The sequence below is a fragment of the Pseudomonas sp. Tof1 genome (assembly GCF_055390395.1).
Genome location: NZ_AP024344.1, coordinates 6,557,512 through 6,580,537 on the forward strand (window position 1 = coordinate 6,557,512; position 23,026 = coordinate 6,580,537).

A 23,026-nucleotide genomic window follows, 5' to 3' on the forward strand; every position below is an offset into this window, starting at 1 on the left:
GCAGTGAAGCACTGCGAAAATTGACCGGGAACCGCTGAACAAGTTCCTTTAATCGCCACTACGGTCAATACCAACAAAAACACATTAATTTGACATTAATTACTTCGGTGCCAGCTCCCGCAGGTGCCGCGCCACCGCAATCCACGCACCGATATACCCCAACAGCACCGCGCCAAGCAAGAGCGACAGACCATCGGCAACCGGGACACCGGCCAGGGCGAAATCGCTGCCGTAGAGCCCCGCGAGCCCGACCACCGCCTCGTTGAGCCAGTTCAGGCCGAACGCCAGCACGCCCCAGGACAGAATCCCGGCGCCAAAGCCATAAAGCGCGCCCATGTACAGAAACGGCCTACGCACGTAGCTATCGGTGCCGCCCACCAGTTTAATCACTTCTATCTCGGTGCGGCGGTTTTCAATATGAAGACGAATGGTATTGCCTATCACCAAAAGTAATGCGGAAACCAGCAGCACCGTCAGGCCGAAGACGAACCGGTCGCCGAGCTTGAGGATCGCCGCCAGGCGCTCGACCCAGACCAGGTCCAGCTGTGCCTGCTGCACCTTGGGCAGCTCGGCCAGGCGCTGACGCAAGGCTTCCAGGGTCGGCTTGTCGACTTCGTTCGGCGTCACCAGCACCACGCCCGGCAGCGGGTTCTGCGGCAGTTCCTTGAGCGCCTCGCCCAGCCCGGACTGCTGCTGGAACTCGTCCAGGGCCTTTTCCTTGCTGATGAATTCGGCATCGGCCACGCCCGGCATGGCCTTGACCTGCTCGCTCAGGCTCTCGCCTTCGCTCGGGCTGGCGTCCAGTTGCAGGTACAGCGAGATCTGCGCCGCCCGCTGCCAGGAGCCGCCCAGGCGCTCGATGTTGTTCAGCAGCAGCGACAGGCCCATCGGCAGGCTCAGCGCCACCGCCATCACCATGCAGGTGAAGAAACTGCCGATCGGATGCTTGCCCAACCGGCGCAGACTGTCCGCCAGGCTGGCCCGGTGGCTTTCGATCCAGGCGCGCAGCAGGGTGCCGAAGTCCGGACCATCGTCCTCGTCGCGCCTTTTCTTCGGTGGTGGTGCTTCGGAGGCCTTTGGAGCCACGCGCTCAGCCACTTTCGGACTACGGGTCGCACTCATGCGCCAGCCTCCCCATCGCCGATCAATCGGCCGCGTTGCAAGGTCAGCATGCGATGGCGCATGCGGGCGATCAGGGCCAGGTCGTGGCTGGCGATCAGGACGCTGGTGCCGAGGCGGTTGATGTCCTCGAACACCCCCATGATCTCCGCCGCCAGGCGCGGGTCGAGGTTACCGGTCGGTTCGTCCGCCAGCAGCAACGCCGGGCGGTGAACGATGGCCCGGGCGATACCGACACGCTGCTGCTGACCGGTGGACAGGTCGCCGGGGTACAGCTCGGCCTTGTCCGACAGGGCCACACGCTCCAGCGCGGAGTCCACGCGCTTGGCGATCTCGACCTTGGACAGGCCGAGAATCTGCAGCGGCAGGGCGACGTTGTTGAACACCGTACGATCGAACAGCAACTGATGGTTCTGGAACACCACGCCGATCTGCCGGCGCAGGAACGGAATCTGCGCGTTGCTGATCTGCCCCAGGTCCTGGCCGGCCAGCAGCAGCTTGCCGGAGGTCGGCCGCTCCATCGCCAGCAACAGGCGCAACAGGGTGCTTTTACCGGCACCGGAGTGGCCGGTGACAAACAGGAACTCGCCACGACGGACGCGAAAGCTCAGCTCATGCAAGCCGACATGTCCGTTCGGATAGCGCTTACCGACCTGTTCGAAACGAATCATGAACGCTCCCGCTCGGCAAAAAGTGCCTGGACAAAGGGTTCGGCCTCGAAGGTGCGCAGATCGTCGATGCCTTCGCCCACCCCGATATAACGGATCGGCACACCGAACTGCTTGGCCAGGGCGAAGATCACCCCACCCTTGGCGGTGCCATCGAGCTTGGTCAGCGCCAGACCGGTCAGTTGGACCGTCTGGTTGAATTGCTTGGCCTGATTGATCGCGTTCTGCCCGGTGCCGGCATCCAGCACCAGCAACACCTCGTGCGGCGCCTGCTCATCGAGCTTGCCGATCACCCGACGGACCTTCTTCAGCTCTTCCATCAGGTTGTCCTTGGTGTGCAGGCGACCGGCGGTATCGGCGATCAGCACGTCGATGCCACGGGCCTTGGCCGCCTGCACCGCGTCGAAGATCACCGAAGCCGAGTCGGCACCGGTGTGCTGGGCAATCACCGGGATATGGTTGCGCTCGCCCCAGACCTGCAACTGCTCCACCGCCGCGGCCCGGAAGGTATCGCCGGCGGCCAGCATGACCTTCTTGCCTTCGAGCTGCAGCTTCTTGGCCAGCTTGCCGATGGTGGTGGTCTTGCCGGCACCGTTGACGCCAACCACCAGGATGACGTACGGCTTGTGCTGCGAGTCGATCCGCAGCGGCTGCTCGACCGGCTTGAGCATCGCCGCCAGCTCTTCCTGCAGGGATTTGTACAGCGCGTCGCTGTCGGTCAACTGCTTGCGCGCGACCTTCTGGGTCAGGCTACGGATGATCACGCCGGTGGCCTCGACGCCAACGTCGGCGGTCAGCAGGCGGGTTTCCAACTCTTCGAGCAGGTCATCGTCGATGGCCTTCTTGCCGAGGAACAGGCTGGCCATGCCTTCGCCGATGCTGGCGCTGGTCTTGGACAGGCCCTGCTTGAGGCGGGCGAAGAAGCCGGTCTTGGCCTCTGGAGCTGCCGGCTTGGCGGGCTCCGCCACAGCCGGCTCGACAACAGCGGCCGGAGCGGGCTCCTGCACAACGGGAGCGACCGGCGCGGGCGCCTCGACTACGACCGGTGCAGGTGCAGGTGCAGGTGCAGGTGCAGGTGCAGGTGCAGGTGCAGGTGCAGGTGCAGGTGCAGGTGCAGCCTCGGCGATCCGAGGCGCGGGCGCGACAGGTTCAGCCACCGGCGGAATCGGCGGGACGACCGGTTCGGCCTGGACATCCTCGACCAGCGCCACCGGTTCTTCAGCCACGGGCAGCGGCGGCCAGGGCGTCGATGGTGGCGTGGGTGCCTCGGCAACCGGCTGCTCACGCACCGGCTCGGCGCTCACGGGTGCCTCGACAGCCACCGGGGCCGGCTCGACGACGGGCGTCGGCACGACTTCGGGCTGAACCTGCGGCTGTTCGACGACGGTTTCCTGCGGCTTTTTGCGCAGCCATCCGAACAGGCCTTTTTTCTCGCCAGCCGCAGCTGGAGTCTTCTTGTCGTCGTTGGAACCAAACATGGAGGACGGCTATCTCAAGGTAGCGACGCGCCATGGGCACGCCGGCAAATAATATTCGATGCAGAACAGACTGCGATTTAACCCGCTTGTTCACGCGCAACATTTTGTCGAGAAGATCAAACTTCTCTGAAGTCAGACGCCAAACGAAGATCTGGAACGGCAAAATCGGCGAAAACACCACGATCTGCAGTGGCAGAGCGCAGGTTTCGGCCGGTGACCCATACAGCCTTTCCGGGCCTGGCGCGCAGCACAGGGACCGGATAGACGTGGCCGCCAGTAAAACGGATCAGTATCCTAGCACCTCCTCGCCCGCCGACGCTAAACCAAGCGGGCAGTCCTACAGGTTTAAGAACGAATGAATGCTCTAGCCCGCCGCACCGCCGGCCTGTTGCTCAGCACGCTTTGTCTGCCGCTCGCGGCCTTCGCCGCCGACCCGCAACCGACCCACGAATTCACCCTCGACAACGGCCTGAAGGTCGTGGTCCGCGAAGACCACCGCGCCCCCGTGGTGGTTTCACAGGTCTGGTACAAGGTCGGTTCGAGCTATGAAACCCCGGGCCAGACCGGCCTCTCCCATGCCCTGGAACACATGATGTTCAAGGGCAGCGAGAAGGTCGGCCCCGGCGAGGCCTCGCTGATCCTGCGCGACCTGGGCGCCGAGGAAAACGCCTTCACCAGCGACGACTACACCGCCTACTACCAGGTCCTGGCCCGCGACCGCCTGGGCGTGGCCTTCGAACTGGAAGCCGACCGCATGGCCAGCCTGCGCCTGCCGGCAGACGAGTTCAGCCGCGAGATCGAGGTGATCAAGGAAGAGCGCCGCCTGCGTACCGAGGACAAGCCGATGGGCAAGGCCTTCGAGCGCTTCAAGGCGATGGCCTACCCGGCCAGCGGCTACCACACGCCGACCATCGGCTGGATGGCCGACCTGGACCGCATGAAGGTCGAGGAACTGCGCCACTGGTACCAGTCCTGGTACGTGCCCAACAACGCCACCCTGGTGGTGGTCGGCGATGTCACCCCGGACGAGGTGAAGAACCTGGCGCAGCGCTACTTCGGCGCAATCCCCCGGCGCGACACGCCACCGGCGAAGATTCCGCGCGAGCTGGACGAACCCGGCGAACGGCAGATCACCCTGCACGTGAAGACCCAGTTGCCGAGCCTGATGCTCGGGTTCAACGTGCCGAGCATCGCCACCGCCCAGGACACGCGTTCGGTCAATGCCCTGCGCCTGATCGCCGCGCTGCTCGATGGTGGCTACAGCGCCCGCCTTTCCTCACAACTGGAGCGTGGCGAGGAACTGATCTCCGGCGGTTCGGCCAGCTACAACGCCTACACCCGTGGCGACAGCCTGTTCACCTTGTCGGCGATGCCGAACGTACAGAAGAAGAAAACCCTGGCCAACGCCGAGGCCGGTCTGTGGCGCCTGCTGGACCAGCTCAAGACCAAGCCGCCGACCGCCGAGGAGCTTGAACGCGTGCGTGCCCAGGTCATCGCCGGGCTGGTCTACGAGCGTGACTCGATCACCAGCCAGGCCACCGCCATCGGCCAGCTGGAAACCGTCGGCCTGTCCTGGAAGCTGATGGACAGCGAACTGGCCGACCTGCAGAGCGTGACCCCGGAGGACATCCAGAAGGCCGCCCGCACCTACTTCACCCGCGAACGTCTCAGCGTCGCCCATGTACTGCCCGAGGAGACCCGCCCATGAGCAAGGGTTCGCGCTTCACCCTGCCCGGCCTGGCCCTGATCGTCGCCGCCGGCAGTTTCGGCCTGCCCCTGCTGGGTCTGGCAAGTGCCCAGGCCGGCCAGGCCCTGGAAGAGGCCAAGTCGAGCCACAAGCTGCAGTCGCTGGCCGAACTGGACGACAAGGCGCCGGCCCGGCGCAGCCTGAACGTACAGACCTGGAACACCGCCGAAGGCGCCCGGGTGCTGTTCGTCGAGGCCCATGAACTGCCGATGTTCGACCTGCGCCTGACCTTCGCCGCCGGCAGCAGCCAGGACGGCAAGACCCCGGGCCTGGCCACCCTGACCAACGCCATGCTCAACGAAGGCGTGGCCGGCAAGGACGTCGGCGCCATCGCCCAGGGCTTCGAAGGCCTTGGCGCGGATTTCGGCAACGGCTCCTACAAGGACATGGCGATCGCCTCGCTGCGCAGCCTCAGTGCCGCCGACAAACGCGAGCCGGCCCTGAAGCTGTTCGCCCAGGTGGTCGGCAAGCCGACCTTCCCGGCCGATTCCCTGGCCCGGATCAAGAACCAGCTGCTGGCCGGCTTCGAGTTCCAGAAGCAGAACCCCGGCAAGCTGGCGAGCCTGGACCTGTCCCAGCGCCTGTACGGCGACCACCCCTACGGTCACCCCAGCGAAGGCACGGCCAAGAGCATCCCGCCAATCACCGTCGCCCAACTGCGCGCCTTCCACACCAAGGCCTACGCCGCCGGCAACGTGGTGATCGCGCTGGTCGGCGACCTCTCGCGCAGCGAAGCCGAAGCCCTGACCGCCCAGGTCTCGGCCGCCCTGCCAAAAGGGCCGGCACTGCCGAAAATCGCCCTGGCCAAGGACCCGCAACCGAGCAGCGGGCATATCGAGTTCCCGTCCAAGCAGACCACCATCCTGCTGGCCCAGATGGGCATCGACCGGGCCGATCCCGACTATGCCGCGCTGTCCCTGGGCAACCAGATCCTCGGCGGTGGCGGTTTCGGTACTCGGCTGATGAGCGAGGTGCGGGAAAAACGCGGCCTGACCTACGGTATCTACTCCGGCTTCAGCCCGATGCAGGCGCGCGGCCCGTTCATGATCAACCTGCAGACCCGCGCCGAAATGAGCGAAGGCACGCAGAAACTGGTCGAAGACGTGCTGGCCGAGTACCTCAAGTCCGGCCCGACCCAGAAGGAACTCGACGACGCCAAGCGCGAGATGGCCGGCAGCTTTCCGCTGTCCACCGCCAGCAACAGCGATATCGTCGGCCAGTTGGGTGCCATGGGCTTCTACAACCTGCCGCTGAACTATCTTGAAGACTTCATGCAGCAGACCCAGGCGCTGACCGTCGAACAGGTCAAGGCCGCCATGGACAAACACCTGAGCGTCGACAAGATGATCGTCGTCACCGCAGGCCCGACGGTACCGCAAAAGCCGTTGCCGCCGCCGACAGACAAACCCGCCGAGCAGCCGCTCGGGGTTCCGGAGCACTAATGGCCAGCCCATCGCGTCCCAGCAAGAAACCCGCACCGTCGCACAACGGCGTGAACAAACTGCGCATCATCGGCGGCGAATGGCGCAGCCGCCGCCTGACCTTCCCCGATGTCCAGGGGCTGCGCCCAACCCCGGACCGGGTGCGCGAAACGCTGTTCAACTGGCTGGCACCCTACGTCGCCGGTGCCAGGGTACTCGACCCGTTCGCCGGCAGCGGCGCGCTGTTCCTTGAGGCGCTGTCCCGTGGCGCGGCCATGGGCCAGGCGCTGGATGCCAGCCATGTCGCCGTGTCCAGCCTGCGCGAGCACCTGGGCACCCTGCGCTGCACCGTCGGCCAGGTGCAGACCGCCGATGCCCTGCGCTACCTGGAGACCCAGCCGGCCAGCGCGTTCGACCTGGTGTTCCTCGACCCACCGTTCAACCAGAACCTGCTGCCGGGTGTCTGCGCGCTGCTGGAAGAGCGCCAGTGGCTGGCCGACGATGCCTGGGTCTATACCGAAAGCGAAAGCGCACCCTCGACCCTCGGCCTGCCAGGCAACTGGCGCCTGCACCGCGAGCAGAAGTCCGGGCAGGTGTACTATGCGCTATGGCAACGCAGCGCCCCGGCCGCCGGCTGACCGATCGACCGGGTGCGCCGCCTGGCGCACCCACGACGAGACAGACCGCCCCCCATGTCCAACCGTTTCAGCCCCGCTCCCGGCCTGGGCAACCCCCATCTGCAGACCCTCTGGGGTCCGCTCTGGCGCAAGAAGACCGTACTCGACCGCCAGCGCGAACGGCTCTGGCTGGACGACGGCGACTTTCTCGACCTCGACTGGTTCGGCCCCCACGCGGCCTCGACACCTCTGGTACTGCTCCTGCACGGGCTCACCGGATCCTCGAATTCGCCCTATATCGTCGGCATGCAACAGGCCCTGGCCAATCGCGGCTGGGCCAGCGTCGCGCTGAACTGGCGGGGCTGCTCCGGCGAGCCGAACCTGTTGGCCCGCAGCTATCATTCCGGAGCCAGCGAGGACCTTGCCGCGACCATCGCCCACCTTCGGCGCAAGCGGCCCCTGGCGGCACTCTACGCCGTAGGGTATTCGCTGGGCGGCAACGTGCTGCTCAAACATCTGGGGGAAAGTGCTGGTGACAGCGGCTTGCAGGCTGGCGTCGCGGTCTCGGTGCCGTTTCGCCTGGATCAGTGCGCAGACCGCATCGGCCAGGGTTTTTCCAAGGTCTACCAGGCGCATTTCATGCGCGAGATGCTCGCCTACATCAAGGACAAGCAGCGCCAGTTCCAGCATGACGGCAGAATCGAAGGCCTGGCGACCCTCAGCGATCTCGGCCCGCTGACGGGCATGCGCACCTTCTGGGATTTCGACGGCCGGGTGACCGCGCCGTTGCATGGCTACCGGGATGCCCAGGATTATTACCGCCGGGCATCGAGCCGGTACTTTCTCGGCGCAATCCGCACGCCGACCCTGATCATCCAGGCGGCGGACGACCCCTTCGTGTTCCGCCACAGCCTGCCGGAGCCGGCCGAGCTGGCGGCGGATACCGAGTTCGAGTTGCAGGACAAGGGCGGTCATGTCGGCTTCGTCGACGGCAGCCTGGGCAAGCCCGGCTACTACCTGGAGCGACGGATTCCGCAGTGGCTGGCCGGCCGCTGAGCCCTGTCACCGACCGATGCCTGGTGCAGGCCGTTTCACGATACGGGGCATGACTTATGGCCCCATTCGCGGGCAAGCCCTGCTCCTACACGAGGGCGGTGTGGTGCGCAGGACTGGCGAACGACGCTCAGCCTGTAGGAGCAGGGCTTGCCCGCGAACAGACCAGCCACTCAATCGCCGATAGCGATCGCCCGCTGCGGATCGGTGATCCACTCGCTCCACGAGCCCGGATACAAGGTTGCCAGCGGATAACCCGCCAGGCTCAGCGCAAACAGGTTGTGGCACGCCGTCACCCCGGAGCCGCAATAGGCCACCAGCTCCTGCACCGGGCGATCACCCAACTGGGCGGCAAAACGCTGCTTGAGCTGATCGGCCGGCAGGAACCGTCCGTCGGCACCGAGGTTGTCGTTGAACGCCGCGCACTGCGCCCCCGGGATATGCCCGGCGACCGGATCGATAGGCTCCACCTCGCCCCGAAAACGCGGCAACGCGCGGGCATCGAGCAGCGTCATGGATGGCTGGCCGAGGCGCTGTTGCAGCTGTTCGGCAGTGATCAGCAATGAAGGGTCCGCACTGCCGCTGAAAGTGCCACGGCCACTCGGCGGTGGATTCAGACTCAACGGCAACCCGGCCGCGTGCCAGGCCTTCAGGCCGCCATCGAGCAGGAACACGCCATCGCGCTTGCCCAGCCACGCCAGCAACCACCAGGCCCGGGCCGCGTACATGCCGGGGCCATCGTCATACAGCGCGATTTCGCTGTCGGCGCTGATCCCCCAGGCCTGCAGATGTTCCACCAGCGCCGCCGGCTCGGGCAGCGGGTGACGCCCGGTCACGCCCCGGGTCACCGGGCCGCTGAGATCGCGCTCCAGATCGGCGAAGTGCGCGCCCTCGATATGCCCCTCGGCATAGCTGCGCTGGCCATAGTCGGGGTCTTCCAGGGCAAAACGGCAATCCAGGATCACCAACCCGGGCCGGGCCTGGCGCTCGGCCAGTTGCTGCGGGCTGATCAATTGCGCAAGGGGCATGACTCATTCCTCGTAAAGGGATAAAACAACCCGCCGCCCTAGGCCTCTTCCAGAGCCTTGGCCAGGGGGACATAGAATTCATTCAGCAACCTGTCGACCGCCTCCCGGGCCTGGGGCGTGACGAAGCCCGACTCGAGCACCAGCACCTGGTACACCCCACGCTTGATCGACTCCTCGCTCAGGTGGTTGGCGCTTTCCCGGGTGGTGCTGAGAAAGCGCACCCAGGAGGTCAGAACGATCCAGGCGTTGAGGGTCAGCGACTCGATCTGCACCGCGTCCATCGCGAGAATCCCGGCATCGACGAACCCCTTGTAGATCAACTGCCCCTGGATCAGGCAGCGCTGGGAGAACCGCCGATAACGCGCCGCCAGTTCGGCATCGCTTTCGAGCAGGTGTTCAAGGTCGCGATGCAGGAAACGATAGCGCCACATCGCCGCCAGCAGCGCCTTGAGATAGAAGCGCTTGTCCTCGATGGTCGCGGCGCGGCCCTGGGGCGGGCGAAGGAAACTGTCCACCAGTTCTTCGTATTCGGCGAACAGCACGGCGATGATCGCCTGCTTGTTGGGGAAGTGGTAGTAGAGGTTGCCCGGCGAAATCTCCATGTGCGCCGCGATGTGATTGGTGCTGACGCTGCGCTCGCCCTGCTGGTTGAACAGGTCGAGGCTGTTCTGAACGATGCGCTCACTGGTTTTTATTCGTCGGGCCATGACTCAGCTTTACTTCAAGAGTGCGGTGTTTCGCATCTTACGGCCTATCACGCGAGGGATAAACGGTTCGTGGCGCCCACGGCTGTTGACATTTTCGAGCTTTAGCTCTAAACATTTGTTTAAAAATAAAAACACATTCTCTGGAGTGCGCCATGTCTGCCGAAATCGCCTACCTGCAGGAATCACAGCAGCAACAGAGCGAGCTCCAGCGCCTGTTCCAGGCCCAGCGCCGGGCCTATGCCGCGCATCCGATGCCACCGGCCGAGCAACGTCGGCAGTGGCTGGAGAGCCTGCGCCATCTACTCAGCGACGAACGACGGGCAATTATCGAAGCCATCAACGCCGACTTCGGCAACCGCAGCGCCGACGAGACCCTGCTGGCCGAAGTGATGCCCAGCCTCCACGGCATCCATTACGCCCGCAAGCACCTCAAGCGCTGGATGAAGCCGGCCCGGCGCCAGGTCGGCCTGGCCTTCCAGCCGGCCTCGGCCAAGGTGGTCTACCAGCCGCTGGGCGTGGTGGGCGTGATCGTGCCTTGGAACTACCCGCTGTTTCTGGCCATCGGCCCGCTGGTCGGCGCCCTGGCCGCGGGCAATCGGGTGATGCTCAAGCTCAGCGAATCGACCCCGGCCACCGGCCTGCTGCTCAAGGAACTGTTGGGCCGGGTATTCCCGGAAGATCTGGTGTGCGTGGTACTCGGTGACGTGGACATCGGCATGGCCTTTTCCAAGCTGCCGTTCGATCACCTGCTGTTCACCGGCGCCACCAGCATCGGCAAGCACGTGATGCGCGCCGCCGCCGAGCACCTGACGCCGGTGACCCTGGAGTTGGGCGGCAAGTCGCCAGCGATCGTCTCCGGCGACGTACCACTCAAGGACGCCGCCGAGCGCATCGCCTTCGGCAAGACCCTGAACGCCGGCCAGACCTGCGTGGCCCCGGACTACGTGCTGGTGCCGGAGGAACGGGTTGGCGCCTTCGTCGAAGCCTATCGCCAGGCGGTACGCGGCTTCTATCCGACCCTGGCGGACAACCCGGACTACACCAGCATCATCAACGAACGACAGCTGGCACGGCTCAACGGCTACATCAGCGACGCCACCAGCAAGGGGGCGCTGCTGATTCCGCTGTTCGACCAGGGCCAGCAACGCCGCATGGGCCACAGCCTGCTGCTGAATGTCAGTGACGAAATGACCGTCATGCAGGACGAGATTTTCGGCCCGCTGCTGCCGATCGTTCCCTATAACGGCCTCGATGAGGCTTTCGCCTACATCAATCAGCGACCCCGCCCACTGGCGCTCTACTACTTCGGCTACAACAGGCGCGAGCAGCAGCGGGTGCTCCACGAAACCCATTCCGGCGGGGTCTGCCTCAACGACACCCTTTTGCACGTTCCCCAGGAAGACCTGCCGTTCGGCGGCATCGGCCCCTCGGGGATGGGCCATTACCATGGACATGAAGGCTTCCTGACCTTCAGCAAGGCCAAGGGCGTATTGACCAAGCAGCGCTTCAACGCCGCACGACTGATTTACCCGCCCTATGGAAAATCGATCCAGAAACTGATCCAGAAGCTGTTCGTTCGCTGACCTTGCCCAGGTATAACAATAATGACTTCAAGCCTGTCCGAATCCCCCGAGCTGTCACGGCGCGGCCTGCTGAAACTCGGCCTGTGCGCCAGTGCCTTCCTCACCACTGCTGGACTGGCCGCCAGCCTGACCGGCTGTTCGGCGGCCGGGCCGGCCAACGGCTTCGTCGTCCTGCAGGCGGCTGACCTGCCGTTTCTGCGGGCGCTGATCCCGGTGATGCTGCAGGGGGCGGTGAGCCCCGACAAGATGCCCGCCGCCGTCGACCAGACCCTGGCCAGCCTCGACAAGAGCCTCGCCCACCTCTCGCCGGAGATGCTCAAGCTCACCCGTCAGTTGTTCGACGTGCTCGGCATGGGCATTACCCGCGGCCCACTGACGGGCATCTGGGGTAGTTGGGAAAATGCCAGTACCGAGCAGATCCAGGCCTTTCTCGAACGCTGGGAAAACAGCCTGCTGAGCCTGCTGCGCATGGGCCACGCCTCGCTGCTGCAACTGGTGATGATGGCCTGGTACAACCGCCCCGAGGCCTGGGCCCACTGTGGCTATCCGGGGCCGCCCAAGGTCTAGCTTCGCCGCCGCCCTCAACCAGGCACACCTGTCAAAACAACAATAAAAGAGGCGTCACATGCCGGTACCCGATCTGTTCCGCGAAGGCCTGGCCCGCGGCTGGAAAACCTACAACGGCTCGCAACTGCAACAGGACCTGACCCTGGAGGCCGATGTCGCGATCATCGGCAGCGGTGCCGGCGGCGGAACCACCGCCGAAATCCTCAGTACCGCCGGCTATAAGGTCTTGCTGATCGAGGAAGGGCCGCTGAAGACCAGTGACGACTTCAAGATGCTCGAAGACGAGGCCTACACCAGCCTCTACCAGGAAGGGATCGGCCGCATGAGCAAGGATGGCGCCATCACCATTCTCCAGGGCCGCGCGGTCGGCGGTACCACGCTGATCAACTGGACCTCCAGCTTCCGCACGCCCGAGCCGACCCTCGAACACTGGGCCAGGGAACACAACGTCAAGGGCCACAGCGTCGCCGAGATGGCGCCGTGGTTCGAGAAAATGGAGCAGCGGCTCGGCGTCGCGCCCTGGGTGATGCCACCCAATGCCAACAACGACGTACTGCGCAACGGCTGCGAAAAGCTCAACTACAGCTGGAAGGTCATCCCGCGCAACGTGCGCGGCTGTTGGAACCTGGGCTACTGCGGCATGGGCTGCCCGACCAACGCCAAGCAGTCGATGATGGTCACCACGATCCCCGCCACCCTGGAAAAAGGCGGCGAACTGCTCTACCTGGCACGCGCCGAACGGCTGCTGATCGAGGGCGACAAGGTCAGCAGCCTGCAATGCTCAGGGATGGACCCGCGCTGCGTCGCCCCCAATGGCCGCAAGATCACCGTCAAGGCCCGCCACTACGTGCTGGCTGGAGGCGGTATCAACAGCCCCGGGCTGCTGCTGCGTTCCAAGGCGCCCGACCCGCACGATCGCCTGGGCAAACGGACCTTCCTGCACCTGGTGAATTTCTCCGCCGGGCAGTTTTCCGAGGTGATCAACCCCTATTACGGCGCCCCGCAATCCATCTATTCCGACCATTTCCAATGGCTGGACGGCACCACCGGGCACATGTCCTACAAACTGGAAGTGCCACCGCTGCAACCGGCACTGGCCAGCACCCTGCTCGGCGGCTTCGGTCCGCAGAGTGCCCTGCGCATGGAACAGTTGCCGCACACCCACGTGATGCTGGCCCTGCTGCGCGACGGTTTTCACCCCGACAGCCCGGGCGGTGAGGTGGAACTGCGCGGCGATGGCAGCCCGGTGCTCGACTACCAGGTGTCGCCCTACGCCTGGGACGGCCTGCGCCGGGCGTTCCACAGCATGGCCGAGATCCAGTTCGCCGCCGGCGCCAAGTCGGTGTTGCCGCTGCATGCCGATGCCAACTACGTGAACTCCCTCGACCAGGCCAAAACCCTGATCGATGGTCTGCGCCTGGAAACCTACCGCACCCGGCTGGGCAGCGCCCACGTGATGGGCGGCTGCGCCATGGGCGAAGACCCGAAAACCGCGGTCGCCGACAGCCTCGGCCGCCACCATCAACTGCGCAACCTGTCGATCCATGACGGCTCGCTGTTCCCCACCAGCATCGGCGCCAACCCGCAGCTTTCCGTCTACGGGCTGACCGCCCAGTTGGCGTCGGCCCTGGCAGAGCGCCTGAAAACCGCATAAGAGGAGTGTTCACGACGTCCATACGGCTTTCTTCCATGCGTCCTGACTTGGCCGACAGGAAAGGCTGCGATACCATCCGATTCCCCAACGGACTCCCACCAGGACGACGCGATGAACCGAGTGTTGTACCCAGGTACCTTCGACCCGATTACCAAGGGCCATGGCGATCTGGTCGAACGCGCCGCGCGCCTGTTCGACCACGTGATCATTGCCGTGGCCGCCAGCCCGAAGAAAAACCCGCTTTTCCCGCTGGAACAGCGTGTGGAGTTGGCCCGCGAGGTCACCAAGCACCTGCCCAATGTCGAAGTGATGGGTTTTTCCACGCTGCTGGCGCAGTTTGCCAAGGAGCAGAACGCCAACGTGTTCCTGCGTGGCCTGCGTGCCGTGTCGGACTTCGAGTACGAATTCCAGCTGGCGAACATGAACCGTCAACTGGCACCGGAGGTGGAGAGTCTGTTCCTCACGCCGTCCGAGCGCTACTCGTTCATTTCCTCGACGCTGGTTCGAGAAATCGCCGCATTGGGCGGAGATATCAGCAAGTTCGTCCACCCGGCGGTGGCCGACGCCCTGACCCTGCGCTTCAGGAAGTAACCCCGCCTGGCACCTCCCGGGAGCTGCCACGGACGGCGCAGCTGACGCCAGCCCTGACGTACCCGCGTGCACTGCGCGCGTCAATGCGGCACAATTGGCACATCAAGTTTTCACGTTGCCCGGGCCTGCCGCCCGGGCCGGAGTGCCCATGTCCCTGATCATTACCGACGATTGCATCAACTGCGACGTCTGCGAACCCGAGTGTCCGAACGCCGCCATTTCCCAGGGCGAAGAGATCTACGTGATCGACCCGAACCTGTGCACCCAGTGTGTCGGCCACTACGACGAGCCCCAGTGCCAGCAGGTCTGCCCGGTGGATTGCATCCCGCTGGACGAAGCTCATCCGGAAACCCAGGAAGAGCTGATGGCCAAGTATCGCAAGATTACGGGCAAGGCCTGATATCCCGCGCCCCGTGGAGGATTCCATGGTGGTAGGCAAGCTGTGCGGGCCTCTTCGCGAATAAATCCGGCTCCCATAAGTGCTCGCGCCGTGCATGAGTCCTGCGAACGACGCTGACGCTGTGGGAGCTGGACTTTTCCGCGAACAGGTCGCCGCGAAGCCCCCCGCAGATCACTGATCGCCGTCGAAACCTTCCGCCGTGCAACCCAGGCACCGGGCGAAGGCCGCCTTGCCCGGGTCGACCACCAGCGCCTTGCCGGCCTTGCCCACACCGTCGACCCCGCCAAACACGGTAAAAGGCAGCGAAACCACGAACACCGCCGTGCCGACCAGGGTCGCGCCCACCAGCAGCGGCCGGGCAACCAGCAGGTCACCGATCATCGCGTAGGCCGGCGGATTCTGGATCTTGTAGGTCGGGTCGCCGCTGGTCCCGTCTTCGGCCAGGGCCGGCAGTGACTGCAGGCCAAAGGTCAGGGCCAGCAACAAGGCCAGGGTACGAAACGGTGTCATGGCGCTATCCTTGGGCTAAGCAATGGGGGCAAAGACTCACTATAGCGCCTGCCGGCAACCCGGGTCAGCTCTGACAACGCGGGCAATACACGCTGGCACGCTGCCCCAGGCGAATCTCGCGCAAGCCGCTGCCGCAGACCTTGCACTGCTCGGCGCCACGACCATAGACGAACAGTTCCTGCTGGAAATAGCCGGGCTGGCCGTCACCGCCGATGAAGTCGCGCAAGGTGGTGCCGCCACGCTCAATGGCATGGGCCAGCACCCGCTTGATCTCGGTCGCCAGCTTCAGGTAGCGCGCCCGGGAAATACCGCCGGCCTCGCGCCGCGGGTCGATCCCGGCGGCGAACAGCGCTTCGGTCGCATAGATGTTACCCACGCCGACCACCACCGCGTTGTCCATGATGAACGGCTTGACCGCCATCGAGCGCCCACGGGACAGCTGGAACAGCCGCTCGCCGTCGAACAGGTCGGTCAGCGGTTCCGGCCCCAGCCGCGCCAGCAATTCGTGCTTGAGCGGGTCGAGACTCCAGAGCATGGCCCCGAAACGGCGCGGGTCGGTATAACGCAGGGCCAGGCCCGACTCCAGCTCGATATCCACATGCTCATGCCTGGCCGCCGGCAGGCCGACCTCGACCAGGCGCAGGTTGCCCGACATTCCCAGGTGGCTGATCAGCGTGCCGACCTCGGCATTGATCAGCAGGTACTTGGCCCGCCGCTCGACCTGGACGATCCGCTGCCCGGACAGCCGCACATCCAGGTCTTCCGGGATCGGCCAGCGCAGGCGCCGGTCGCGGACGATCACGCGACTGACCCGCTGCCCTTCCAGATGAGGCGCGATACCGCGCCGGGTGGTTTCGACTTCGGGTAGTTCAGGCATGGAGATTCCCGTTCAGGAAATGGCGTGCGCCCGATCAGTGCGCACCCAGTTCGCGGATGTTTTCCCTGAGTGTCTCGAAGTCGTAGTCGGACAGGCCGACGTAGTCGAGCACCAGGTGGCCGATGGCATTCCATTCGCGGTCCTCGGTCTGGTTGCCCAGTACCCGGTGGGACTCACAGATATGCTCGGCCATTTTCAGGATCGCCAGCAGGTTCTTCAACTGGCTGTTGCGGGTCGATTCGTCGCTGAAAATCGCCAACGCGTTGTGGTGGTTGGCGATGGCGTTGGTCACATGCTCCGGCAGGCGCCAGGACTTGGCCGTGTAATAGCCGACCACCGCATGGTTGGTGTTGAACGCGTCGTTCTCGGTGTCCACCACCCGCTTCTCGGGACCGGCATCGGCGTAGGCCCGCTCCAGCACCGTCATGTAGTCGGGGAAGCGCTTGAGCATCAGCGGGATCCCGCAATCGTGAAACAGCCCCAGGGCATAGGCCTCGTCGATGGCCTGGGAGCCGGTGCGCTTGGCCAGCGTCAGGCTGGTCATCGCCACGTCCTGGGCGGTGTCCCAGAAGCGGTTGAGGGTCACGATGGTTTCATCGGCCATCTCGCCCTTGATCGACTGCGCGTTGATCAGGTTGATGATCGAACGGCTGCCCAGCAGCGTCACCGCCCGCTGGATCGAGGCGATCTTGTTGGTCAGCCCGTAGTAGGGCGAATTGACGATCTTGAGCAGCGCACCGGAGAGCCCGGGGTCCTGACTGATCAGCCGGGCGATCACATCCAGGTCCGGATCAGGCATGTACTGCTCCATCTGCAGATCCACCATGATCTGCGGTTGAGGCGGCACGCTGATGCCTTGCAAGGCCTGCTGGATCTGTTCGGCTGAAAGTTCTTGGGACATTGGTACACACTCCGGGCGAGTCGCCGATTCTAGCGGAAAAGTGGTTCAGGATGGGTGATATGTGAACTCAATCACATGAAACTTGACGAACCGGTGAACGCCAACTCCCGTTATAATTCCGCTCTTTTTTCCCGGAGCGACGTCATGTCCCTGCCCAGCCTGCGCCTCAAAGCCAATGCCGACCGCCGCCTGCGCGCCGGCCACCTGTGGGTCTACAGCAACGAAATCGACGTGGCCGCAACCCCGCTGCACGGCTTCAAGGCCGGTGACCAGGCCATTCTCGAGGCCGCCGGCGGCAAGGCCCTCGGTATCGTCGCCATGAGCCCGAACAACCTGATCTGCGCCCGCCTGCTGTCGCGCGATGCCCGCCTGCCACTGGACAAGTCGCTGCTGGTGCACCGCCTCAACGTCGCCCTGTCGCTGCGCGAACGGCTGTTCGACAAGCCGTTCTATCGCCTGGTGTACGGCGATTCCGACCTGCTGCCGGGCCTGGTGGTCGACCGTTTCGGCGATATCCTGGTGGTCCAGCTCGCCTCGGCGACCATGGAACAGCACAAGGCCGACGTGATCGCCGCGCTGGTCCAGGTACTCAAGCCCAGCGGCATCCTGTTCAAGAACGACTCGGCGGCGCGTGATGCCGAGGGCCTCGAGCGCTATGTCGAGACCGTGTTCGGCCTAGTGCCGGAGTGGGTTGCCCTGGAAGAGAACGGCGTGAAGTTCGAGGCGCCGGTGATGGAAGGCCAGAAAACCGGCTGGTTCTACGACCACCGCATGAACCGCGCGCGCCTGGCACCGTACGTCAAGGGCAAGCGGGTTCTCGACCTGTTCAGCTACATCGGTGGCTGGGGCGTGCAGGCCGCGGCCTTCGGCGCCAGCGAAGTGTTCTGCGTCGACGCCTCGGGCTTCGCTCTCGACGGCGTCGAGCGCAACGCCGCACTGAACGGTTTCGCCGAGAAGCTGACCTGCATCGAAGGCGACGTATTCGAAGCCCTCAAGGAGCTGAAGTCCGCCGAAGAGCGTTTCGACGTGATCGTGGCCGACCCGCCAGCGTTCATCAAGCGCAAGAAGGACCTGAAGAACGGTGAGGGCGCCTACCGTCGCCTGAACGAACAGGCCATGCGCCTGCTGAGCAAGGACGGCATCCTGGTCAGCGCCTCATGCTCGATGCACCTGCCGGAAGACGACCTGCAGAACATCCTGCTGACCAGCGCCCGCCACCTGGACCGCAATATCCAGCTGCTGGAACGCGGCGGCCAGGGCCCGGACCACCCGGTGCATCCGGCGATCCCGGAAACCCGCTACATCAAGAGCATCACCTGCCGCCTGCTGCCCAACAGCTGAGTGGCTGGCGCCCCGCCCTGTACCCAGGGCGGGGCGCCTCGCCGACCACTTTCCGCCCCAGTTGAAACTCCTGCGGCACTCGCCCTCCCGAAAGTGCTCGCCCACCGCAATTAACTGGATATGACCGACATATAACTCGGACATAACCTACACAACTGCTCATTGCCAACTTTCTTCATGAGCCTATTATCTGATTAATCGCCCACTATCGAGGCGATATAAACAGAAAGGAGGCACAAGCATGGAAAAGATAAAACTTGAATATAAAGTATCCGCAGGCCATCACGCGATGCTCGGAACGTCGAAATAAACCCGAGACAGGCTGGGTCGATTCCCCCATCTTCGATCCAGCCTGAAAACCGAAAAGCGGGCACAGACTCATGCATATCAATCCCGACCTGTTCATCCTGATAAAGCCACCTGCACTTGTCATCTGGAACTACAAGTCCCATGAACAGTACTCGATGGATAAACACCATGCCGACCGGCTGACCGAACTGGTCGAGAAGCCCTCCCGCTTCGACCCGCACCATCCAGTCGATTCGACCTTCGTGAGCACCGGCATCATCAGCGCAAACCCCTTTCCCAACGACCACTGGGGCTGGGACGACCTGTCGAGAATCTTCCATGTCGGCACCCGCGACCTGCCGCAGGCGAACAACCCGGACAACAGCGTGGAATGGGCGCAAGACTACCTCGCGCACTGCCGGGAGGTCATGCGACGCCAGCAACCGCCGCCCCATCGCCATGCCATCGCACTGCACCAGGACATGCTCCACCTTCCGCCGCCATTGCCGGGTCATGGCGAGAGCAACAGCGTCGACTTCACCAGCGTGCTCCTGCAACGCAAGACCTGCCGCAAGTTTTTCGACTGGCGTATTTCCCTCGAACACCTCAGCACGGTTCTTTATCTTTCCCTGGGTTATCTGAGGGAACGCGAACTGGATACTGACCCTTGCATACCGGAAGACTTTCGTGCACGTCGCAGCAGCCCATCGGGCGGCGGCCTCAATTGCAGCGAAGGTTATCTTTATATCCGTAATGTCGACGATATCGGGCCGGGTTTTTATTATTACCACCCGGACAAACATGCACTGACGCTTATAAGAGGCCTCGGCGTGCCATTGGCCACTTTAGTGCAAGGCCAGCACTTTATCGAAAACTTGCCGTTCGGCATATTCATTACTTGCCGATTCGACAAGATGTGGTGGAAGTATCCGCATTCCCAGGGTTATCGCGTCGCCCTGCTGGAAGCCGGGCATATATCGCAAACCTTCCAGCTTACCGCCACCGCCCTGGGCCTGAAGACCTGGGTAACCGCCGCCCTGTGCGAACAGAAGATCGAGCAGGCACTGCGCCTGGAGGACCTGAGCGAACAGCCACTGCTGTTCGTCGGTGCCGGCTACAGCCATGGCGAATCGATCTGCGACGAACTTCAGGAACTGCTCAAGACCCCATCGGGAAGCCAATGATGGCGTCGACCGACACAAGCATCCGGCAATCGAGCCGCCCCCAACTGCTGCTGGTCACCGGCATATCACTGATCAGCTTTTTCCCGCTCAATGTTCTGTTGCCGGCGTTTCCAGCCCTGGCGGAGCAATTCGCCACCTCGACCGCCGACATCGCCCTGACGGTCAGCCTGTTCACCCTGGTCTTTGTCGTCTCGCAGTTGGTGATGGGGCCACTTTCCGATCGGTTCGGACGCAAGCAGGTGCTGCTGGCCTGCCTCACCCTCTCCTGCATCGGTGCCATCGGCTGCACCCTGGCCACGGACTTCGTCGCCTTCCTGTTCTTTCGCAGCGTCCAGGCACTGGGTTGCGGCTTCTTCGTCCTCGGCCTGGCGCTGGTCGAAGACCTGTTCGAGCCGCAGGAACGCATCCCTGTTCGCATTTTCTACATGAGCTTCAGCGGCCTGTTCGTCGCCCTCTCACCCCTGCTCGGCTCCTGGCTGCTGGACAGCTTCGGCTGGAGGAGCAGCTTCCATGCCTTTACCCTGGTCGCTGCCGGCCTCTTCCTGCTGGCCTTGCGGGCGCTGCCTCGGCGCTCCGCAACCGGGACCACGCAAGGTCCGGCGCCGCGCCAGTCGATGCGCAAGATCCTCGGCCATGGCGACTTCCGTCGTTACTGGCAGATCGCGGCGCTGGTGTTCTGCCCCTACTTCGCCCTGACCAGCGTCTCGCCGCTGATCTTCATGGACGGCTTGCGCCTCTCCGAATACCAATACGCCATCGTGCTGCTGATCTATGGTGCTGCCTACCTGCTGGGTGGCGTGCTGGCCACCCGGTTGCAGAAGCGCCTGGGCGTGCGTGCGCAGATCGATATCGGCCTGCTCCTGCTGGGTGCCGCCGGCCTGGCACTGCTGCTGACCCTGCAACTGGGGCTGGTCTCCACCGCCAGCCTGCTGCTGCCGATGTGCCTGAGTGCCGCGGCGGTCAGCATCACCCGCCCGACGGCGATCTCCGCAGCGATGCTGCTGTTCCCGGCGAACGCCGGCACTGCGGCGTCGGCGGGCAACACCCTCATGTTTCTGGCAGCCGCCGCCAGCAGCGCATTGCTGGCCAGGAGCGACGTCCTGCTGCTGCCGACCCTCGGCATGGGCTTCGTCATCTGCAGCCTGCTCGGCCTGCTGAGCAGCGCCAGGCTCGGGCGCTGAACGCCGCCGTCGCGTCCACCCCATTCCTTCCAGCCGCCAGCGGTGTAGAATCGTCCTATTCATCGCCAGTCATCCCCCGGCGGGTTTATGAGCTCAGGCTGAGACGCACGGCGATCCCGTGCCGTTGTCGGCAGCTTTCGGACACACGGCCATTTTCCAGGTGTTCCCGAGGGTCAATAGAAGCTCACTCCCCACTTGTTACCTGATTAGCCGCCCGGAGTGCTCCATGCCTGATTACCGCTCGAAAACATCCACCCACGGCCGCAACATGGCCGGTGCCCGCGCCCTGTGGCGCGCCACGGGGATGAAAGACGCCGACTTCAAGAAACCGATCATCGCCGTCGCCAACTCCTTCACCCAGTTCGTCCCCGGTCACGTCCACCTCAAGGACATGGGCCAACTGGTCGCCCGCGAAATCGAACGCGCCGGTGGCGTCGCCAAGGAATTCAACACCATCGCCGTGGATGACGGCATCGCCATGGGCCACGACGGCATGCTCTATTCGCTGCCGAGCCGCGAGATCATCGCCGACTCCGTCGAGTACATGGTCAACGCCCACTGCGCCGACGCCATCGTCTGCATCTCCAACTGCGACAAGATCACCCCCGGCATGCTGATGGCCGCCCTGCGCCTGAACATCCCGGTGATCTTCGTCTCCGGCGGTCCGATGGAAGCCGGCAAGACCAAACTGGCCTCCCACGGCCTGGACCTGGTGGACGCGATGGTCATCGCCGCCGACTCCAACGCTTCTGACGAGAAGGTTGCCGAGTACGAGCGCAGCGCCTGCCCGACCTGCGGTTCGTGCTCCGGCATGTTCACCGCCAACTCGATGAACTGCCTGACCGAAGCCCTGGGCCTGGCCCTGCCGGGCAACGGCTCGACCCTGGCCACCCACGCCGACCGCGAACAGCTGTTCCTGCGCGCCGGTCGCGACATCGTCGCGCTGTGCCAGCGCTACTACGGCGAGAACGACGACTCGGTACTGCCGCGCAGCATCGCCAACTTCAAGGCGTTCGAAAACGCCATGACCCTGGACATCGCCATGGGCGGTTCCACCAACACCATCCTGCACCTGCTGGCCGCCGCCCAGGAAGCCGAAGTCGCCTTCGATCTGCGCGACATCGACCGCCTGTCACGCAAGGTGCCGCAGCTGTGCAAGGTCGCGCCGAACATCCAGAAGTACCATATGGAAGACGTGCACCGTGCCGGCGGCATCATCAGCATTCTCGGCGAGCTGGCCCGTGGCGGCCTGCTGCACACCGACCTGCCGACCGTCCACAGCAGGAGCCTGGCCGAGGCCATCGCCCACTGGGACATCACCCAGACCGACGATGAAGCGGTGCACACCTTCTTCAAGGCCGGCCCGGCCGGTATCCCGACCCAGACCGCTTTCAGCCAGGCGACCCGTTGGGAGACCCTCGACGACGACCGCGAGAACGGCTGCATCCGCAGCGTCGAGCACGCCTACTCGAAGGAAGGCGGCCTCGCCGTGCTGTACGGCAACATCGCCCTCGACGGTTGCGTGGTGAAGACCGCCGGTGTCGACGAGTCGATCCTGGTGTTCGAAGGCAACGCGAAGATCTTCGAAAGCCAGGACAGCGCCGTGCGCGGCATCCTGGCCGACGAAGTGAAGGCCGGCGACATCGTGATCATCCGCTACGAAGGCCCGAAAGGCGGCCCGGGCATGCAGGAAATGCTCTACCCGACCTCGTACCTGAAGTCCAAGGGCCTGGGCAAGGCCTGCGCCTTGCTGACCGACGGCCGCTTCTCCGGCGGCACCTCGGGCCTGTCCATCGGCCACGCTTCCCCGGAAGCCGCTGCCGGCGGCGCGATCGGCCTGGTGCAGGATGGCGACAAGGTACTGATCGACATTCCGAACCGCTCGATCAACCTGCTGGTCAGCGACGAGGAACTGGCGGCCCGCCGTGTCGAGCAGGACAAGAAAGGCTGGAAACCGGCCGAACAGCGTCCACGCAAGGTCACCAGCGCGCTGAAGGCCTACGCCCTGCTCGCCACCAGCGCCGACAAGGGCGCGGTGCGCGACAAGGCGATGCTCGACAAGCTGGTGCCGTAAGCACCGTCGTCCAACAAAAAGCCCGGCCAAAGTGCCG

21 protein-coding genes are annotated in these 23,026 nt (G+C 64.3%); 13 read left to right on the forward strand and 8 right to left on the reverse strand.

From position 1 onward, the window contains the following. Positions 1-99: 99 nt before the first annotated feature. From ftsX to ftsY, 3 genes are read right to left on the reverse strand one after another with little or no spacing between them, the layout of a single operon-like run. The gene (gene ftsX / locus ACZ5KU_RS29610; protein ID WP_054058054.1) at positions 100-1,122 is read right to left on the reverse strand and encodes a permease-like cell division protein FtsX; all 1,023 of its coding nucleotides are present in this window, start codon (positions 1,120-1,122) and stop codon (positions 100-102) included. Further along, on the reverse strand, positions 1,119-1,790 hold the full coding sequence (gene ftsE, locus ACZ5KU_RS29615) for a cell division ATP-binding protein FtsE (protein ID WP_054058053.1): 672 nt from the start codon (positions 1,788-1,790) through the stop codon (positions 1,119-1,121). Before ftsE ends, ftsX begins: the two co-directional genes overlap by 4 nt. After that, positions 1,787-3,265, reverse strand: a complete 1,479-nt coding sequence (gene ftsY / locus ACZ5KU_RS29620) for a signal recognition particle-docking protein FtsY (RefSeq protein WP_464736610.1) — start codon at positions 3,263-3,265, stop codon at positions 1,787-1,789. Before ftsY ends, ftsE begins: the two co-directional genes overlap by 4 nt. Positions 3,266-3,620: 355 nt before the next feature. Here ftsY and ACZ5KU_RS29625 point away from each other — a divergent pair, with 355 nt between their 5' ends. From ACZ5KU_RS29625 to ACZ5KU_RS29640, 4 genes are read left to right on the forward strand one after another with little or no spacing between them, the layout of a single operon-like run. Continuing rightward, positions 3,621-4,973, forward strand: coding sequence for a M16 family metallopeptidase (locus ACZ5KU_RS29625; RefSeq protein WP_464736611.1), 1,353 nt, complete (start codon positions 3,621-3,623; stop codon positions 4,971-4,973). After that, complete coding sequence (locus tag ACZ5KU_RS29630) at positions 4,970-6,454, forward strand: M16 family metallopeptidase (protein WP_054058407.1); 1,485 nt, start codon at positions 4,970-4,972, stop codon at positions 6,452-6,454. The genes ACZ5KU_RS29625 and ACZ5KU_RS29630 overlap by 4 nt, the downstream gene beginning before the upstream one ends. Further along, positions 6,454-7,071, forward strand: a complete 618-nt coding sequence (rsmD, locus tag ACZ5KU_RS29635; RefSeq protein WP_054058406.1) for a 16S rRNA (guanine(966)-N(2))-methyltransferase RsmD — start codon at positions 6,454-6,456, stop codon at positions 7,069-7,071. The genes ACZ5KU_RS29630 and rsmD overlap by 1 nt, the downstream gene beginning before the upstream one ends. Positions 7,072-7,125: 54 nt before the next feature. Next, complete coding sequence (locus ACZ5KU_RS29640; RefSeq protein WP_054058405.1) at positions 7,126-8,106, forward strand: hydrolase; 981 nt, start codon at positions 7,126-7,128, stop codon at positions 8,104-8,106. 170 nt (positions 8,107-8,276) lie between these two features. Here ACZ5KU_RS29640 and ACZ5KU_RS29645 read toward each other — a convergent pair whose 3' ends face one another. Together ACZ5KU_RS29645 and ACZ5KU_RS29650 are read right to left on the reverse strand one after the other, a co-directional pair. Then, entirely contained in the window at positions 8,277-9,131 is an 855-nt protein-coding gene (locus tag ACZ5KU_RS29645) for a sulfurtransferase (RefSeq protein WP_464736612.1), read from the reverse strand. Positions 9,132-9,169: 38 nt separating this feature from the next. After that, entirely contained in the window at positions 9,170-9,838 is a 669-nt protein-coding gene (locus ACZ5KU_RS29650; protein WP_054058403.1) for a TetR/AcrR family transcriptional regulator, read from the reverse strand. Positions 9,839-9,990: 152 nt separating this feature from the next. Here ACZ5KU_RS29650 and ACZ5KU_RS29655 point away from each other — a divergent pair, with 152 nt between their 5' ends. From ACZ5KU_RS29655 to ACZ5KU_RS29675, 5 genes are all read left to right on the forward strand, one after another. After that, on the forward strand, positions 9,991-11,421 hold the full coding sequence (locus ACZ5KU_RS29655) for a coniferyl aldehyde dehydrogenase (protein WP_464736613.1): 1,431 nt from the start codon (positions 9,991-9,993) through the stop codon (positions 11,419-11,421). A 21-nt stretch (positions 11,422-11,442) separates the two neighbouring features. Beyond that, on the forward strand, positions 11,443-11,988 hold the full coding sequence (locus ACZ5KU_RS29660; protein WP_054058401.1) for a twin-arginine translocation pathway signal protein: 546 nt from the start codon (positions 11,443-11,445) through the stop codon (positions 11,986-11,988). A gap of 58 nt (positions 11,989-12,046) precedes the next feature. Then, positions 12,047-13,642 carry a GMC family oxidoreductase gene (locus tag ACZ5KU_RS29665; protein ID WP_416770872.1) on the forward strand — a complete coding sequence of 532 codons (1,596 nt, stop codon included), beginning with the start codon at positions 12,047-12,049 and terminating at the stop codon, positions 13,640-13,642. A 111-nt stretch (positions 13,643-13,753) separates the two neighbouring features. Next, on the forward strand, positions 13,754-14,233 hold the full coding sequence (gene coaD, locus ACZ5KU_RS29670) for a pantetheine-phosphate adenylyltransferase (RefSeq protein ID WP_054058399.1): 480 nt from the start codon (positions 13,754-13,756) through the stop codon (positions 14,231-14,233). A 148-nt stretch (positions 14,234-14,381) separates the two neighbouring features. Then, positions 14,382-14,633, forward strand: coding sequence for a YfhL family 4Fe-4S dicluster ferredoxin (locus ACZ5KU_RS29675; protein WP_054058398.1), 252 nt, complete (start codon positions 14,382-14,384; stop codon positions 14,631-14,633). A 171-nt stretch (positions 14,634-14,804) separates the two neighbouring features. On the opposite strand, the gene ACZ5KU_RS29680 is transcribed toward ACZ5KU_RS29675, so the two are convergent. The 3 genes from ACZ5KU_RS29680 to ACZ5KU_RS29690 all read right to left on the reverse strand — a co-directional run bounded on the left by ACZ5KU_RS29680 (position 14,805) and on the right by ACZ5KU_RS29690 (position 16,867). Next, the gene (locus ACZ5KU_RS29680; protein ID WP_054058397.1) at positions 14,805-15,143 is read right to left on the reverse strand and encodes a hypothetical protein; all 339 of its coding nucleotides are present in this window, start codon (positions 15,141-15,143) and stop codon (positions 14,805-14,807) included. Between the two features lie 64 nt (positions 15,144-15,207). Beyond that, positions 15,208-16,020 carry a bifunctional DNA-formamidopyrimidine glycosylase/DNA-(apurinic or apyrimidinic site) lyase gene (gene mutM, locus ACZ5KU_RS29685; RefSeq protein ID WP_054058396.1) on the reverse strand — a complete coding sequence of 271 codons (813 nt, stop codon included), beginning with the start codon at positions 16,018-16,020 and terminating at the stop codon, positions 15,208-15,210. A 34-nt stretch (positions 16,021-16,054) separates the two neighbouring features. Next, positions 16,055-16,867, reverse strand: a complete 813-nt coding sequence (locus tag ACZ5KU_RS29690; RefSeq protein WP_192842705.1) for an HDOD domain-containing protein — start codon at positions 16,865-16,867, stop codon at positions 16,055-16,057. A gap of 198 nt (positions 16,868-17,065) precedes the next feature. Between ACZ5KU_RS29690 and ACZ5KU_RS29695 the strand changes: the two genes are divergently transcribed. From ACZ5KU_RS29695 to ilvD, 4 genes are all read left to right on the forward strand, one after another. Beyond that, the gene (locus ACZ5KU_RS29695; RefSeq protein ID WP_054058394.1) at positions 17,066-18,262 is read left to right on the forward strand and encodes a class I SAM-dependent rRNA methyltransferase; all 1,197 of its coding nucleotides are present in this window, start codon (positions 17,066-17,068) and stop codon (positions 18,260-18,262) included. 380 nt (positions 18,263-18,642) lie between these two features. Then, on the forward strand, positions 18,643-19,734 hold the full coding sequence (locus tag ACZ5KU_RS29700) for a SagB family peptide dehydrogenase (protein WP_054058393.1): 1,092 nt from the start codon (positions 18,643-18,645) through the stop codon (positions 19,732-19,734). Then, positions 19,734-20,915, forward strand: coding sequence for an MFS transporter (locus ACZ5KU_RS29705; RefSeq protein ID WP_464736614.1), 1,182 nt, complete (start codon positions 19,734-19,736; stop codon positions 20,913-20,915). The genes ACZ5KU_RS29700 and ACZ5KU_RS29705 overlap by 1 nt, the downstream gene beginning before the upstream one ends. Before the next feature lie 226 nt (positions 20,916-21,141). Beyond that, positions 21,142-22,989, forward strand: coding sequence for a dihydroxy-acid dehydratase (gene ilvD / locus ACZ5KU_RS29710; protein WP_054058392.1), 1,848 nt, complete (start codon positions 21,142-21,144; stop codon positions 22,987-22,989). The last annotated feature ends 37 nt before the right edge of the window (positions 22,990-23,026 follow it).